This window comes from uncultured Anaerococcus sp., from assembly GCF_963510575.1.
In the GTDB taxonomy this organism is placed as follows: domain Bacteria; phylum Bacillota; class Clostridia; order Tissierellales; family Peptoniphilaceae; genus Anaerococcus.
Genome location: NZ_CAUPFR010000029.1, coordinates 1 through 16,723, shown reverse-complemented (window position 1 = coordinate 16,723; position 16,723 = coordinate 1). Strand labels below are relative to the sequence as shown.

14 protein-coding genes are annotated in these 16,723 nt (G+C 38.1%); 12 read left to right on the top strand and 2 right to left on the bottom strand.

Features of this window, described 5'->3' with window-relative positions; translation table 11 throughout:
- Nucleotides 1-112: 112 nt before the first annotated feature.
- The 4 genes from tkt (at nucleotide 113) to RQ907_RS03570 (ending at nucleotide 6,157) form a co-directional block, all read left to right on the top strand.
- Nucleotides 113-2,104, top strand: a complete 1,992-nt coding sequence (tkt, locus tag RQ907_RS03585; RefSeq protein WP_311492036.1) for a transketolase — start codon at nucleotides 113-115, stop codon at nucleotides 2,102-2,104.
- A 123-nt stretch (nucleotides 2,105-2,227) separates the two neighbouring features.
- Nucleotides 2,228-3,919: a glycoside hydrolase family 13 protein gene (locus RQ907_RS03580; RefSeq protein WP_311492035.1), complete on the top strand. Its 1,692-nt coding sequence runs from the start codon at nucleotides 2,228-2,230 to the stop codon at nucleotides 3,917-3,919.
- Nucleotides 3,920-4,047: 128 nt separating this feature from the next.
- Complete coding sequence (locus RQ907_RS03575; RefSeq protein WP_311492034.1) at nucleotides 4,048-4,884, top strand: formate/nitrite transporter family protein; 837 nt, start codon at nucleotides 4,048-4,050, stop codon at nucleotides 4,882-4,884.
- 1 nt (nucleotide 4,885) lies between these two features.
- Nucleotides 4,886-6,157: an amidohydrolase gene (locus RQ907_RS03570; RefSeq protein WP_311492033.1), complete on the top strand. Its 1,272-nt coding sequence runs from the start codon at nucleotides 4,886-4,888 to the stop codon at nucleotides 6,155-6,157.
- Between the two features lie 19 nt (nucleotides 6,158-6,176).
- Here the strand turns inward: RQ907_RS03570 and RQ907_RS03565 are convergent, their stop codons facing one another.
- The gene (locus RQ907_RS03565) at nucleotides 6,177-7,361 is read right to left on the bottom strand and encodes an MFS transporter (protein WP_311492032.1); all 1,185 of its coding nucleotides are present in this window, start codon (nucleotides 7,359-7,361) and stop codon (nucleotides 6,177-6,179) included.
- Between the two features lie 159 nt (nucleotides 7,362-7,520).
- Here RQ907_RS03565 and RQ907_RS03560 point away from each other — a divergent pair, with 159 nt between their 5' ends.
- From RQ907_RS03560 to RQ907_RS03550, 3 genes are all read left to right on the top strand, one after another.
- Nucleotides 7,521-8,456 carry an alpha/beta fold hydrolase gene (locus RQ907_RS03560; protein ID WP_311492031.1) on the top strand — a complete coding sequence of 312 codons (936 nt, stop codon included), beginning with the start codon at nucleotides 7,521-7,523 and terminating at the stop codon, nucleotides 8,454-8,456.
- A gap of 96 nt (nucleotides 8,457-8,552) precedes the next feature.
- Nucleotides 8,553-9,824, top strand: coding sequence for a M18 family aminopeptidase (locus RQ907_RS03555; RefSeq protein ID WP_311492030.1), 1,272 nt, complete (start codon nucleotides 8,553-8,555; stop codon nucleotides 9,822-9,824).
- Nucleotides 9,825-10,121: an MTH1187 family thiamine-binding protein gene (locus RQ907_RS03550; RefSeq protein WP_311492029.1), complete on the top strand. Its 297-nt coding sequence runs from the start codon at nucleotides 9,825-9,827 to the stop codon at nucleotides 10,119-10,121. It abuts the gene before it with no gap.
- Nucleotides 10,122-10,243: 122 nt separating this feature from the next.
- On the opposite strand, the gene RQ907_RS03545 is transcribed toward RQ907_RS03550, so the two are convergent.
- Entirely contained in the window at nucleotides 10,244-11,437 is a 1,194-nt protein-coding gene (locus tag RQ907_RS03545; RefSeq protein ID WP_311492028.1) for a M20 family metallopeptidase, read from the bottom strand.
- A 231-nt stretch (nucleotides 11,438-11,668) separates the two neighbouring features.
- Between RQ907_RS03545 and RQ907_RS03540 the strand changes: the two genes are divergently transcribed.
- Genes RQ907_RS03540 through RQ907_RS03520 form a run of 5 tightly spaced genes read left to right on the top strand, consistent with a single transcriptional unit; the run spans nucleotide 11,669 to nucleotide 16,685 of the window.
- Complete coding sequence (locus RQ907_RS03540) at nucleotides 11,669-13,183, top strand: ABC transporter substrate-binding protein (RefSeq protein ID WP_311492027.1); 1,515 nt, start codon at nucleotides 11,669-11,671, stop codon at nucleotides 13,181-13,183.
- Entirely contained in the window at nucleotides 13,183-14,130 is a 948-nt protein-coding gene (locus RQ907_RS03535) for an ABC transporter permease (RefSeq protein WP_311492026.1), read from the top strand. The genes RQ907_RS03540 and RQ907_RS03535 overlap by 1 nt, the downstream gene beginning before the upstream one ends.
- Entirely contained in the window at nucleotides 14,127-14,945 is an 819-nt protein-coding gene (locus RQ907_RS03530; protein WP_311492025.1) for an ABC transporter permease, read from the top strand. The genes RQ907_RS03535 and RQ907_RS03530 overlap by 4 nt, the downstream gene beginning before the upstream one ends.
- Nucleotides 14,942-15,916, top strand: coding sequence for an ABC transporter ATP-binding protein (locus tag RQ907_RS03525; protein WP_311492024.1), 975 nt, complete (start codon nucleotides 14,942-14,944; stop codon nucleotides 15,914-15,916). The genes RQ907_RS03530 and RQ907_RS03525 overlap by 4 nt, the downstream gene beginning before the upstream one ends.
- Nucleotides 15,909-16,685, top strand: a complete 777-nt coding sequence (locus RQ907_RS03520) for a dipeptide/oligopeptide/nickel ABC transporter ATP-binding protein (protein ID WP_311492023.1) — start codon at nucleotides 15,909-15,911, stop codon at nucleotides 16,683-16,685. The genes RQ907_RS03525 and RQ907_RS03520 overlap by 8 nt, the downstream gene beginning before the upstream one ends.
- Nucleotides 16,686-16,723 lie beyond the last annotated feature (38 nt).

Here is a 16,723-nt window from a genome sequence, read left to right as displayed (position 1 = left end):
TAGCAACAATCCCAGGCTCAATCTTCCCTAAACTATGGAGCCATCCACTAACAGATGCTGGCATTGTAAGTTTCAAAAAAGATTGGGACGCATTTGTAAAGAGAGGTTAATAATGACTGAAAATATCAATCAAAAATCCATATCAGCCATTAGAACCCTATCTGTAGCCCAAATTGAAAAGGCAAACAGTGGCCACCCAGGCATTTGCATGGGAGCTGCCCCAATGATTTATAGTCTTTGGAAAAACTTTCTAAGGGTAAATCCAAAGAACCCTTCTTATTTCAACAGGGATAGGTTTGTTCTTTCAGCGGGTCACGGTTCAGCCCTTTTATACACCATGCTCCACCTATCAGGTTACGAGCTTTCTATTGATGACCTTAAGGGTTTTAGGCAAATAGGAACAAAAACCCCAGGCCATCCAGAAAGGCTAGACACAAAAGGTGTTGAAGTAACAACAGGCCCACTGGGTCAAGGTGTAGCAAATTCAGTAGGTCTTGCCCTTGCTGAAAAGCATATGGCAGCCCTTTATAACAAGGAAAACTTCCCAGTAATCGACCACTACACCTACTGTTTGTGTGGGGACGGAGACCTCATGGAAGGCATTTCCTACGAGGCAATGAGCCTTGCAGGCCACCTAAAATTGTCAAAACTAATCGTACTTTACGATTCAAATGATATTTGCCTTGACGGCAAACTTACAACATCTTTTTCAGATGATATCAAGAAAAGAGTAGAATCAGCACATTGGAATTACATCAAAGTAGAAGATGGCGAGAGCGTAGAAGCCATAGCCAAGGCTATAGAAGAAGCCAAGAGCCAAAATGAAAAACCTAGCATAATCGAAATTAAAACCGTAATTGGTTATGGTTCAGAAAACGAAGGTACAAACAAGGTTCACGGTGCACCATTAGGAGCTGATGACTTCGCCAAGGCCAAGCAAGCCTATGGTTGGAAGGAAGAAGATTTTGTTGTGCCAGAAGCAGTTTACGAAGATTTTAGGTCTAGTCTAGGCGAAAGAGGCGAAAAAGCGAACCAAGAATGGGATGAGCTCCTAAAATCCTATAGCCAAGCCTATCCAGAAGACTATGCTTCTTTGATTAATGGAATAGTAAGAAAACTTGATAAGGATTTCTTTGAGAAAATCAAAAAATATACAGCAGCAGATAAGGCCCTAGCTTCAAGAGCTTCAAGTGGGGCAATTCTCCAAGACCTAGCTAAATATGATAGGAATATTTGGGGAGGTTCTGCAGACTTATTCTCTTCTAACAAGACAGATATAAGTGGATCTCCATCTTTTAAAGACGACCCAGCTGGTAGGAATGTTTGGTATGGGGTGCGTGAATTTGCCATGGCAGCTATCGGAAACGGAATTATTGCCCACGGTGGTAGCTTCCATCATATTTCAACCTTCTTTGTTTTTGTTGATTATGTAAAGGCAGCCCTCAGGCTTTCAGCTATTTCAAACCTTCCACTAACCTATGTTTTCACCCACGATTCAGTGGCAGTAGGGGAAGATGGACCAACCCACCAACCTATAGAACAGCTTGCTATGATTAGGTCTATCCCAAATACAATTGACCTTAGGCCAGCAGATGCTAATGAGGTAAGGCTAGCTTGGAAAGTTGCCCTAGAAAGCAAGGATAGTCCAACAGTTATAGTCCTATCTAGGCAAAATCTAGAAAATTTAAAAGAAACTGAAAGTTTAGAATCAATTGACAAGGGTGCCTACATTATAAAAGATTCAGAGAATTCTACGCCTGATGGAATATTAATAGCCACAGGTTCGGAAGTTGCCCTAGCCTTAAAGGCAGCTGATGAATTGAAGAAGCTTGGAGAAGACGTGAGAGTAGTTTCCATGCCATCAATGAGCCTATTTAGAAAACAAGATAAGGCTTATAGGGATATGATTATCCCAAAAGATGTTAAAAGAAAAGTAAGCATTGAAATGGCTTCTTCTTTCGGATGGGCTGAGTGGACAGGAGATTGTGGTATAAATATAGCCATAGATCGCTTTGGAATCTCAGGACCTGGCGAAAAAGTTGCAGAAAAACTAGGCTTTACAGTTGAAAACATTGTAGAAACCTACAAGGAAAAATACCTCTAAGACAAGGTATTTGCTAATATTAACCCCAAAATCCACATGAGGGATGGAGGGGTTTTTTATGTATAAAAAATGAAAATATTCAAACCAAGCATATAATCATTAGAAAAGCCTAAAGGAGAGAATATGAATAAACCAGCAATTTTGCATTTAAGTGAAAGTTTTATGGCCTATGCTCTAAGCCTTGATGAATTAAATATTAGGTTAAGATCTGATAAAAAAGATAAACTCGATGTGAGTCTTATTTATACCTATAAATGTGATTACTCTCACGTTTGGAAAGAAACAAAGATGGAAAAGAACTTTGAAGATGGGTATTTTTCTTATTATGAGATAAATTTAAAGCTTGCGGATAAAAGGCTTGCCTATGTTTTTAAGATTGAAGATGGAAGTGAAGCCTATTATTTAAGTGAGAATGGCCTAGAAGAAGCCTATGATTTTGAAAACTTCTATTTCACATCTTTTCATATGCCTTATATCCACGAAGCCGATTTATTCGAACCTGTGGAATGGATGAAAGATGCTGTGTTTTATCAGATATTTCCAGAAAGATTTAGGAGGGGAGATTTTTCTAAAGATGACTCCTACATTAACCAAGCCTGGGAAGATTTACCAAGTCCAAAATCTTTTGCAGGTGGAGATATCAAGGGAATTATAGAAAAACTTGACCACATCAAGGATTTAGGTGTGACTTGCCTATATCTGACACCGATTTTCATCTCGCCAACCAACCACAAATACGATACCATAGATTATTTTGAAATTGACCCACAATTTGGGGATAAAAATGATTTTAAAAAGCTTGTAGAAAAGGCCCATAGTCTTGGCATAAGGATAGTCCTAGATGCTGTCTTTAATCATATGTGCCACGAAAATCCTGTTTTTAAAGACGTAAGAGAAAAGGGCAAGGAATCAATATATTACGACTGGTTTTATATAGATGGGGATAAGGCTGATATAGAAAAAATAAATTATGAGACCTTTGCCCATGTTTATAATATGCCAAAACTTAAAACTTCTAATAAAGAAGTACAGGACTATTTAATAAAAATCGGCAAGTATTGGATAGAAGAATTTGACGTTGATGGCTGGAGGCTGGATGTGTCAGATGAAGTAAGCCACGATTTTTGGAAGAGATTTCGTAAGGCAATCAAATCAGTCAAGGCCGATGCTGTTATAATTGGGGAAAATTGGCACAATGCAGAGGCTTTCCTCAGAGGCGATGAATTTGATTCTATAATGAATTACGCCTTTACCAAGGCCTGCCTAGACTATTTTAAGGGAAAAATTTCTGCCAAAGAAGCAAGTGATAAGTTAAATATGATCCTAATGAGAAATAGAGATCAGGCAAATAGGATGATGCTAAATTTCCTAGATACTCATGACACACCAAGATTTATTACGGAAATCGGTGGTTCTAGGGAAAAACTCCTAGCTGCCCTAGCCCTAAGCGTGGTATATATGGGGGCAAATTCCCTTTATTATGGGACAGAAGTAGGACTTGAGGGAAAGGGAGATCCTGATTGCAGGAGGACCTTCCCTTGGGATAAGCTTGGTGAAGAGCAAGACTTTTTGGAAAAAACCAAAGAAATTTTGGCTATCAAAAAACACCAAACAATAAAAAATGGAAATATAAGGATTTCAAGCGAGGAAGATTTATTACTTGTAGAAAGATTTACAAAAGAAAAGACCCTAGGCCTTACTATTAACCTAGGCGAAGAAAGAGATTTCAAACTAGGTGAAAAAGAAATCCTAGTGGCAGGAAATTATAAAGATCGAAAACTAGGAAAAAATTCCTACCTAATCTGGGAAAAATAAGTAAAGACAAGCCCGTCGGCTAAGGAAGACTGGTTTTTCTGTTAGTTTTACAAATTTTATTTCTTATAAATAAGGATTTTATAAAGCACTGGCATATAATTATAATAAGGATTTTTTAAGGAGGAAATATGGAAACTGACCTAAGCCCTGATAAAATTTTACCTAGGGCGATTGATATATACACAAATAAGACGAAAATAAATATTAAAACCCTAATGGTTTTAGGATTTTTTGCAGGAGCCTTTGTATCCTTGGCAGCTGAGGCTTCAACCCTCGCAGCCTCATCTTTACTTGCTGATAAAACAAGCTTTGCCATAGGCAAACTCGTCCAAGGCTTGGTTTTTACACCTGGTTTAATTTTTATCCTCTTGGCTGGTGGAGAACTTTTCACAGGCAACTGTCTGATGACCATTCCCCTTTTAGAGAAAAAAATCAACCTAAAAACCATGATAAGGTCTTGGATTTTGGTTTATTTTGCAAATTTCATCGGTGCTCTATCTATAGCTTTTCTGCTTTATGCATCAGGTCAATGGTTCTTTGCCGATGGCCTAGTAGGGGTGAGGACTATTTTAATTGCCAAGTCTAAAATAGACTTTTCCTTCGTACAGGCTTTGATTTTGGGACTTTTGGGTAATTTCTTGGTTTGTCTGGGCGTTTGGATGTCACTTGGTGCAAGATCTTACGGGTCAAAGGTTCTTTCAGCCTTTTTCCCAATTTCGATTTTTGTCCTATCTGGTTTCGAACATAGTATAGCCAACATGTACTATCTTCCAGCTGGGATTTTGGCGAAAAATATCCCAGACCTTGCTAGCAAATCTGGACTAGGAGAAGGTCTTGCAAGCCTTAATATTTCAAATATGGTTTTCAAAAACTTATTGCCAGTAACCCTTGGCAACATGATTGGTGGGGCAATCTTTGTTGGCATCTTGTATTATTTTGCCTATAGAACTCATAACAAGGATTGATATGGAAAGAGATTTGATAGAAACCAGGAGGTTTTACCACAAAATTGCAGAACCTGCTTGGCTTGAGTTTAAAACTACTATAAATATTATTAAGGATTTGAAAAAGCTTGGCGTGGCTGATATCAAATATGGCAAGAAAATCCACAAGGAAGACTTGATTTTTGGTAGACCTACTCCTCTTAAAATTAGTTCTTATGCTGAGACCATAAAAACAAGGGAAGATTTTGATTTTTCTGAGATTTTGATGGGCTACACCGGCCTTATTGCAACTATTGATACAGGTAGACCTGGTAAGACCTTTGCTTTTCGCTTTGATATTGATGCCTTGCCTATTAAGGAAAGTACGGATAAGTTTCATAAACCTTTTAGGGAGGGTTTTGCTTCTCAAAATCAAGGCTCCATGCACGCTTGTGGCCACGATGGTCACCTATCTATGGGAATCTTCCTTGCTAAATGGATTTTGGAGAACAAAAACAATTTATCGGGCAAGTACATCTTGATTTTCCAACCTGGGGAGGAAGGGCTTCGTGGAGCCAAATCCCTAAGCGAATCAGCCTACCTTAATGACATTGATTATTTTTTTGCAGGTCATTTAGGAATGGGACTTACTTCGGGAAAAGTCGGCGTTGGAACGACAGGTTTTTTGGCATCAACAAAATTAGATATTATTTTTAAGGGACATTCTTCCCACGCAGCTGCCCGTCCAGAAGAAGGAAAAAACGCCAATCTTGCAGCAGCATCAGCTCTCTTAAATCTAGAAACTATCGCCCAACATTCCAAGGGAATGGCAAGGCTAAATGTGGGTGTAATCAAGGGCGGTACAGCGAGAAATATTATTTCTGATAAGGCTGTCCTTGAGATGGAAACTAGGGGCGCCAATGACGAGGTAAATAATTTCTTAGTTACCAGGGCCATCCAAGTTGTAAAGGGTGCGAGCGTCCAATATGACCTTGATTATGAAGTGAAAATTGCAGGATCTGCGCCTGCTATTGAAAAAGCAGATTATAAATTTTATGAAGAAATAAACCAAATCTTGGTTGAAAAAGGATTTGATACGGTAAAAAATCCTGATTTTAAGGCAAGCGAGGACGTTTGCTATTATATAAACAAGGTAAATTCCGAGGGCGGATCAGCCATCCATTTTATTTTTGGCTCAGATCTTGCGGCAGGCCACCACAATAAGGCCTTTGATTTTGATGAAAAGAGCCTTCTGATGGGCCTTGAAGTCTACAAGGAATGTATAAAATACTTAAATAAAAACGGAAAATCCTAGGACTTTCCGTTTTTTTCTTTTATTTAATTTCGCTAGGTTCTTTCATGATGAAAGAGCCAATGATAAAGCTTACTGAAAGGAATATTGTTGCTGTTAGGGCAGTTTTGTCGCCAAAATTAAATTGAATATGGACGATTATCTGGTAGGCGATTGTTTCTAGGATATAAACTAGGGCCCAGTAGACTGACATAATTTGGGTAAGTCTTTCTGAAAACATGCCTGGCATTTCTTGGGGAATTAGGACGAAGTTTGTAAGTGGTACATACATAATTGTGCCCAAGGCTAGGGCTAGGATGCTTGCTAAAAGTGGACTTGTGGTGTGGATTAGAAAAAATCCTATAATAGTGGTCAGAATTCCTGCAACTCTTAAGGTAGGAACTCTTTTTGTTGATTTTTTTGCGACTATGATTGATAAAAGTGTACCAATAAGGGCTCCGGTTGTAAAAAGTGTGGAGATTTTACTGGCTGGTATTGGCGAAAAGTTAGTATTTGGGAAAATATTTAGCATGACCATGTAGAGGGTCAAATGGCCAAAATACATAGTTGGCATTAGGATTGTTATTTTTTCACCAAGGGCATCTTTTAGGGAAAAGGTCTTTGAACCAGTTTCCTTGCTGGATGTAATCCTAAAATCTTCTCCGATAATAATCCAGGCAATGAAAACCACAAGAGAAACTAGGGAAAAGGCCACAAGAGCATACCTGCCAAGACCCAAAAATTTTATAACAGGACCTACAAGGATTAGGGCGAGTATTGAACCAACATTGTAAGAAACGTTGTTTAGGGCGTTTACAACTGGTCTGTGGGCAGGGTCAAAATAGTTTACAACCACAGGGGAGAAGTAAACTACAAAAAGTGCGCCACCAAAACCCATGATAAATCTTCCTAATAAAAAAATTGGGAAAGATGGTGAAAGGGCCGCAAGTAGAGCACCTGCTGGTATTAGGAGGGCACCAAGACCGATTGATTTTTTAGGGAAAAGTTTTGCGAAAATTGTCGCTGCTACTAGGTTTCCAATGATTTTTGCAATTGTAACCACGTTATTAATTAGGGAAACTGAATGAGCTCCTTCTACACTAAAGGCCTTTAAAATATTTGGTGTTAGGGTAGAGCCTGCAATCCAGTTTACGGCAAAAAAGGCATAGGCCAAAAACATGATTGCTTCGATGGCTATAGATTTGAATGGTAATTTTTTATTTGTCATAATTCTTCCTTTTATTTTTAATTCATCATTAATATATACCCTCTTTGATAAAATATAAGCAAATTTGCTGTAAAATTAATTTGCCAAAATCATTTAAAATATCTTAATTTCTATATCTTTACCAAGAAATATCGTTTATAATAAGAATAGGAGGATTTTATGAAAAAGAAAATTATAAAAATTATTGGCCTAATAATTGTACTTTTATGCCTTGGTTTTTTGGGTTTTATTGGCAAGGATTCTTTCGACGGGCTTACAAATATTGCAAGTAGGGAAGAAACTCAAAAAAATATGAATTCCTACAGGGATAAATACGAAAGTTTTGCCAAGGGAAAATCAATAGAAGAAATAAAAATAAAATCTTCACAAAAAGACCATGACATACCTGCAATTTTCATCAAAAATCCGGATGCAAAAGGCCTTGCTGTTATGGTCCACGGTATGGGAGGGACTAAGTATTCTCTTTATAGTCCAGGCCAAGCTTTCTATGATTTAGGTTATAGTCTATTAATCTACGACCAAAGAAATTCTGGCGATAATGAAGCGACTTACAATACTTTTGGAATTTTAGAATCTTTTGATGCCCTTGATGCAATTTCTTATGGGAAAAATACTCTAGATGCTCAAGAAATTATTTTGTACGGCGAATCTTATGGTGGAGCGACAGCCCTAATTGCTGCAAGCAGGGATTCTTCTTTGATTGATTATCTAATCTTAGACTCTCCGGTATCTGATTCGAATGAATTTGCTGATAAGGTCTATAAGCAAGTAGAAGAAGAACAAGGCTTACCAATTGGACTGATGAAATTCATGACAAATATTTTTCTAAAGGCAAAATTAGGTTTTACCCTAAAAGACATAGATGCGAGCAAATGGGCAAAAGAAGCTGATATAAATTCACCTGTTTTAATTATAAATTCTGATAATGATAAGGTCACTCCAGTCCATATGGGTGAGGATATTTATAAGAGTATAAGGGGAGATAAGAAGGAAATTTACACAGCCAAGGGCTTTGGCCACACCAAGTTTGCTGAAGAAAATCCTCAGGGATTTAAGGATGTGATTAGTAATTTTCTTAAAAATTATAGAAATTAAAAATATATGAGGATCATAGACCATAACAAATTTTATTTGTGATTGTGGTGGTTTTCTGCTCTTTTTTTCTTATTAAAAATTGGGTATGGTAATATTATGAATAGTATAGATTTTAGTAAAGATTTAATAAATTTTATTGACGCAAGTCCCCTAAATTATTTCGCAGTGAAAAACGCTAGTGAAATTTTAGAGGAAAATGGTTTTAAAAAACTTAGGGAAGACCAAGTTTGGGACCTAGAAAAGGGCAAGTATTACACTAGTCGTGATGATTCAGCCCTTATAGCCTTTGAGATTGGAGAAGATTTGAAAAAAGGCTTTGAAATAATTGGTTCTCACACAGATAGTCCTACCTTTAAGGTAAAATCCAACCCGGAAATGGCTGATGCTGGCTTTTTGAAATTAAATATCGAAGCCTACGGTGGTATGATCCACTCAACTTGGCTTGATAGGACCCTTTCCTTGGCAGGCAAAGTCGCCTACGAAGATGCTGGCAAAATCAAGTACTCCCTTGTAAATATAGATAGGGACCTACTTACAATAACCAACGCGGCCATCCACATGAATAGGGAAATCAACAAGGGTTACGCCTACAATCCCCAAGACAACCTCTATCCACTTGTGAAAACAATCAAGGATAGGCTAGAAGGCGAATCTTATTTGCTAAATATTTTGGCAGAAGAATTGGAAATTGACCCTGAAAATATCCTTGACTTTGACCTCGGCCTTTATGACAGGCAAAAGGGTGCCCTTATAAATGACATGGTTCAGGTTGGTAGGCTTGATAACCTCGGATCTGTTCACGCTTCGCTAAGGGCTCTTGTAGATAGCAAGCCTGGAAGAAACAAGATGATTCTCCTAAGCGATAACGAAGAGATTGGGTCTCGAACAAGAGGTGGAGCTGCTTCAAACTTTTTAGGAAATATCCTAGAACGTCTTGCCCAAAAATTTGGTCTAGACAGGGAAGGCTATCAAATTATGGTAGAAAATTCAATGATAATTTCTGCCGACCAGGCCCACGCTACCCATCCAAATTACCAGGCCTTTGCAGACCCAACCAACAAGGTTAGGATGAATGAAGGTTTGGTAATAAAAATAGCAGCCAACGGTGCCTACGCATCAACCATAGAAACCAAGGCAAGGCTTATGAAAATAGCTAAAAAATATGGCTACAAGCTCCAAACCTTCCACAACAGAAATGACAAGCAAGGTGGGTCAACCATAGGCCCAATCACATCTACAGCCCTTGGCATCAAGGCGATTGATGTGGGCATTCCTCTTCTTGCAATGCACTCAATCAGGGAGCTTGCAGGAGTCGAAGATATATATGAAGCCTATGAAATTTATAAAAAGTTTTTTGAGGAGGACTAGATGGCAGTAGTAGAAGTTTGCATAATTCCAATAGGAACCAAGGAAACATCAGTAAGCAAATATGTAGCTGAGGCTGAAAAAATCCTTATGGCAGAAGGATTGAAATATAAATTAAACCCAATGGGTACAGTCATAGAAGCCGATGCTGATAAGGCTCTAGAAGCAATTAGAAAAATGCAGGAATCTGTATTTGACAAGGGCTGTGATAGGGTTTATACAGTTATAAAAATGGATGACAGACGTGATAAAAAAGCTACAATGGAACAAAAAATAAAATCAGTTGAAGATAGACTATAAAATATCAAAAAGTGGTGGAGAATAGGATTCTATTCTGTCACCACTTTTTTTGTTTATGGTTTTTATGAAAACACTCTTTTAAGACTTCTTAATTTGCTTTTAGGAATTTTGGAAAGATCTTTTTAAAATTTATTTTCTTTTAGATACCTAAAGGAAACTTCTGCGAGTAGGCTTGCACCGATATAAAAGGTGCTTTCTTCCACATCAAACTTTGAGTTGTGGTGGGGATAAATCTTGCCATCTGGGTTTACTTTGAGATTATTAAGGGATAAGAAAGTTCCCTTAGCTTCTTTTAGGAAAAAGGCAAAATCTTCGCCACCCATGGATGGTTTTTTAAGTTCGATTAGATTTTCTTTGCCAAGGAGGTCTGCGGCAATGTCTTTTACATAGGCTGTAAAATCATCGTCATTAACTAGACTTGGATAAAATCTCTTGTATTCAACGATTCCTTCACACCTATAGGCTTTAGCTATATTTTCGACTACTTCCTTTATTCTTTTTTCCACAAAGGTCCTGGTTTTTTCATTAAGGGTACGAACGGTGCCTTCTTCCCAAACTTCGTCCGGTATGATATTTTGACAGGTGCCACCATGGATTTGGCAGATGGAAATAAGGGCAGATTCGGTTGGTTCAAGCTCTCTAGAAATGATTTTCTGGAGGCCTAGGTTGATTTCGCTGATGGTTGCGATGGGGTCAATAAAAGAATCAGGCTTGGCTCCATGACCACCTTGGCCCTTGATTCTTATGATAAGAGTATCCATAGAAGCCATCATTTCTCCTTTTTTATAGGCAATGGTTCCTGTTGGAAATATGCCAAAAATCCCACCTTGGTGGAGGCCTATAACCCTATCTACCTTTGGATTTTCCATACAACCTTCATCTATCATAGGCTTTGCTCCACCGGGAATTTCTTCGCCAGGTTGGAAGAAAATTTTACCTAGGCCGTCAAGTTTGCCTTCATTTTCCTTTAGGAGTCTACAAGCTCCAAGGGCCATGGCTGTGTGTCCATCGTGGCCACAGGCGTGCATGCAGCCTGGGTGGGTAGATGCAAAATCAAGGCCAGTTTCTTCAGTGATTGGTAAAGCGTCCATGTCAGCTCTAATGGCTATGCACTTGCCCTTGTAAGTGCCGATTTGGGCCACAAGAGCATTGCCATTTACTAATTTTTTGTAGCTTATGCCCATAGCTTTGAGTTGGTCTTCAACGTAGGCTACAGTTTTTGGTAAATTTAGTTCGAGTTCTGGAATTTTATGGAGATTTCTCCTATCCCTAATGATTGTATCTTCAATATTTTTGGCTTTTTCTAAAAAATTCATATAAGCTCCTTGTTATAAAATCAATATACACAGGTTTTTTCTAAAATCAATTAGCCAGTATCTTTAGGCGTGGTTTTAGGTTAAAAACCAAAATAGAATTGAAATAGCCCCTTTTAAACTTTTTATTATTTACCTACAAGAAATCTTAGGTAAATATTTTTTTAAAAATAATTGTTAAAAAATTATCTATCTGTTATAATAAGTATAATACTATTTTCCTAAGGAGGAGAAATGAAAAAATCAAAAACATTTTTTGCTCTAGTTCTAGCAGGACTTGTGATGACTGCTTGTGGGGGCGCAAAGGAAGGAAACGAAAAGAAAGAAACCAAGGAGGCCCAAAGACCACTTACAGTAGCTATGGCAACAGAGCTTGATTCTCTAGACCCTTTTAAAACTGCTGCAGGAGATACAAAGACAATGGCAGATCAAATCTTTGACGGTCTTTTGGATGTAGATGAGGATGGAAATCTTGTCCCAGATTTGGCAGAATCTTATGAGATTTCAGATGATGGACTTACTTACACTTTTAAATTAAAAGAAGGTGTAAAATTCCACGATGGGTCTGAATTTAGTGCAGATGACGTTTACTATACATATGATAAGCTAGCAGGCCTAACAAGTGGGGAGCCGATAAATAGCAAATTTGCTTGCATCAAGGAAATGGATATAGTTTCCCCAACAGAAATCTCCATGAAACTCGATAAGGTAAATAATTCTTTTATCTACCTTCAGACCCAACCGATAGTTAAAAAAGATTACGAAGACAATCAAAATAAGCCAATCGGCACAGGGCCTTATAAGTTTGAATCTTATACACCAGGCGAAGCCTTGGTTCTAACAAGGTTTGATGACTACCATAACAAAGACCATATAGCCAAAACCAAGCAGGTAAATGTGGTAAGGATAGCTGACAACCAAGCCCTAGTTATGGCAATAAATAACAAGGAAGTAGATCTGGCATCAAAGCTTACTGCAGATGAGGTAGACCAGGTAAAAGAGTCGACAGATTCTTATTCTCACCCACAAAATCTTGTCCAAGTTTTAGGCTTAAATAATAAAATCAAGCCATTTGATGACATCAGAGTAAGGCAGGCCATAGCCTATGCCATTGATAAGGATGAAATAATAAAATCTGTAGGTGGTGGCAAGGCAACTAAGCTCTACTCATCATTTTCACCAGCCCTAAAAGATTATTTCAATGATATCGGGGAATTATATCCAACAAATGTAGAAAAAGCTAAAGAACTTTTAAAAGAAGCGGGTTATCCAGATGGAATTTCCTTTAAGATGACAGTGCCAAGTGATTATAAATACCACATGGATACAGCAGAATTAATCCAAGCCCAACTCAAAAAGGCAGGTATAAATGCGACAATAGAACCGATTGAGTTTTCAACTTGGCTTGATAGGGTCTATAAGGAAAGGAAGTATGAAACAACAATAGTTGGCTTTATTGGCTATGTTGACCCAATCAGAGTCCTAGATAGGTATGTGTCAACATCAGAAAAAGACTACCTAAATTATATCTCAGAAGCCTATGATAAGGCCATATCCAATGCCCAAGTGACCCTTAATAGGGATGAGCTTGTCAAAAATGTAAAGGATGCTCAGGAAATAATCGCCAAGGATTGTGCAGCAATCTTTATCCAAGACCCTAATGACAACCTTGTTTTAAATAACGATTACACTGGTCTTAAGACCTATCCAGTACAAAAATTAAACCTTGAAGATATAGTTGGCAAGTAATGACAAAAGCAATCGCTAAAAAAATATTCTCGCTTATCTTGACCCTGTTTTTTGTCTCACTATTAATATTTTTTGTCTTTCAGATTATAGGAGGCAATCCAGCTGAGATAATCTTAGGCACAGAGGCAGACCCAAAACAAATCCTAGCTCTTGAAAAAGAGCTAGGACTAGATAAGCCAATCTTTGAAAGATATGTAAATTGGATACTAGGACTTTTTAGGCTTGATATGGGAATGAGCATCAAGTACCAAATCCCGGTTAGGGACCTTTTTTTTAAGAAACTTCCAGTAACCATGTGGCTAACAATTTATTCCCTAATTTTGTCGATTGTAATAGCTCTACCCCTATCAATACAAATTACAATGAAATCTGACAAGTGGTATGCATCTATAATTACTGCTGTGACCCAACTTGGTATATCAATCCCTTCTTTTTGGTTGGCATTTTTGTTAATTTACATATTCGCAGTGAGGTTGGGGATTTTTTCTACCCTGTCCTATAACGTTATGGGTGGGGGATTTTTCTTGAAAGTTAAAAATTTCTTCCTGCCTTCCCTAGCCATTGCTATTCCAAACATAGCGACAATAGTAAGGTATATGCAGGCTGCTCTTCTTGATGAAATCAACAAAGATTACGTAAGGACTGCCAGGATGAAGGGGATGGAGTTAAGGGAAATTTTATACAAACATGTCCTAAGAAATGCCCTTATACCGGTAATTACCGTCATAGGAATGTGTCTTACATCGGCTGTTGGGGGGTCGCTTATAGTAGAAAATGTCTTTTCCCTACCGGGTATAGGGTCTCTAATTGTAGCTTCAATTACGTCTAGGGACTTTACTCTTATCCAGTCAGTTGTCTTAGCAGTTGCTTTTTTGGTTATCTTTATAAATTTAATCATAGATATACTTTACGGATTAGTTGATCCGAGGATTAGAGGTGGCAGATGATTAAGGAAAATAAATACTCAATTAGGATTGGAAAGGCAATAATTGGCCTATATTTCATTGTCCTTCTTGTTTCGATATTTTGGACACCCTATGACCCAAATAAGATAAATACAAGTATGAAATTAGTTTCCCCCTGCCTTGCCCACCCTTTTGGGACTGATAACATGGGAAGGGATATTTTGTCAAGGCTCATGGAAGGGTCTCAATATGCCCTTATTTTATCCTTTGGCACTGTAATTCTCGCTCTTTTCCTCGGTTCTATCATAGGAGCTAGTGCTGGATATTTCGGTGGGGCAGTCGATGAGGTTTTGATGAGGTTTATAGATTCGCTGATGGCCTTTCCTGGTATCCTTTTTGCCATGATGCTGGTAACAGTTTTTGGGGCAGGGGTTATTAATACAATCCTTGCTATTGGAATTATGTCTGTACCATATTTTGCTAGGGTTGTTAGGAGTGGATTTTTGCAGGTGAAAAATGCTCAATTTGTAAAATCTGCTGTCATAAAAGGAGCAAGTCCACTTTATATAGCCATAAACCATATTTTGCCAAATATCAAAAATCAACTTATGGTTGCTATTATTTTATCAATATCTCAGGCAATCTTATCTGAGGCTGGACTTTCATATCTTGGTCTTGGAGTTAGGCCACCAAACCCATCTTGGGGGAGGATGCTAAAGGAAAGTCAGGCTTATTTCAACCAAGCACCCCACTATTTTCTCTTTACAGGTATTTGCCTAAGCCTAGTTGTCTTAGGTTTTACCCTTTATGGTGAGAAATATAGGTCAGAAAGACTAAGAGAGAAGGCGCAAAAATGAAAAAAATCCTAGAAGTAAATGATTTGACAGTTGCCTTTTCTACAGAAAATGGTGACAAAAACGCAGTCAACCATATTTCCTTCGACCTTTTTGAAAATGACTTTGTGGGTCTGGTTGGGGAATCTGGTTGTGGAAAAACCTTGGCAACCCAAACAATTTTGGGCATAGAATCTAGAAACGCCATAATAAAATCTGGTTCTTGCAAGCTAAGGGATATAGAAGTTTTGGGACTTTCGGATAAGGATTGGAAAAAATACAGGGCTAGAAATATAGCCACAGTTTTTCAAGAACCAGGCTCAGCCTTAAATCCTTTGATGAAGGTGGGAGCCCAAATAGAAGAAGTTTTGAAAATTCACTACGATTTTGATAAGGAAAGACGTAGAGAGCTTGTATATAAGACTATGGAAAATGTGGGCCTTAGGGATGTAGAAAATCTCTATAACAAATACCCTCACGAACTTTCAGGCGGCATGCAACAAAGAATTGTAATCTGTATCGCCCTAATCGCCAACCCAAATGTTTTGATAGCTGACGAGCCAACCACAGCCCTTGACGCCAAGGTTCAGGCGCAAATTATTGACCTTTTTAGGAACTTGGGCCACATCTATAAGGGTGCGATTTTATTTATCAGCCATGACCTAAACTTGGTTGACAGGATTTGTAAAAAAGTCATGATTATGTACGCAGGAAGGCTTGTTGAAAGAGGAGAGACCAAGGATGTAATAGGTAATCCCCTCCACCCTTACACCAAGGCACTTTTGAAAGCAGTTCCAAATTACAAAAAAAGGGGAGAGGCCCTTTATAATATCAAAGGCCATGTCCCAGACCTCAAAAATAGGTCAAATGAAGGATGTCCTTTCGCTGACAGGTGTGACCATACCATGGAAATTTGCACTAAAACTTATCCGCAAACCTATGAAATATATGGCCACAGGGTAAATTGCCACCTATATGGAGGAGCAAATGAATGAGATTTTAAGGATAGAAAATATAAGCAAAATCTACAAGGATTCGGCAATTCTCTTTAGGAAAAAAGACAACCTTGCCCTTGATAATGTATCTTTTGCCATCAAAAGAGGGGAAATCTTTGGTCTAGTTGGTGAATCTGGTTCTGGCAAAACTACCCTTTCAAATATCATCTTAAGGCTAATCAAGGAAACATCTGGCAAGATATATTTTGAAGATAAGGATATAACAAAATTGACCAAGGAAGAACTTTTTGCCTATAGGAAAAAACTTCAGGTAGTCTTTCAAAATCCCTACCAGGCCCTAAACCCAAAAAAGACCATAGGTTTTTCCATCAGGGAAATTTTAAAAATCCACAAGGTCGGCACAGAAGAAGAAAATAAGGAAAAAATTAGACAAATCCTAGAAGAAATCGAAATGGAAGAAGACGTACTCGGTTATTATCCACCAAACTTATCTGGTGGCCAAAAGCAAAGGATAGCCATAGCTTGCGCCCTTATAATCGAGCCAGAATTCCTAATTATAGACGAAGGAGTATCCGCTCTTGACGTATCAATTCAGGCGCAAATCCTAAACCTAATTAAGAAACTTCAAGAAACTCACAACTTCACCTGCCTTTTTATCTCCCACGACCTAAACGTAATAGCCTATTTATGTGACAGGATAGGAGTGCTCTACAACGGCAAACTCGTTGACCTTTTTGAAACAAAAGACATAGTTAGTCCAGATAGGAATGAATATACAAAAACCTTGTTCAAGTCGATAAAAATATAATATATATAAATTTCGCCCAAACTTTCAAAACAATTTGA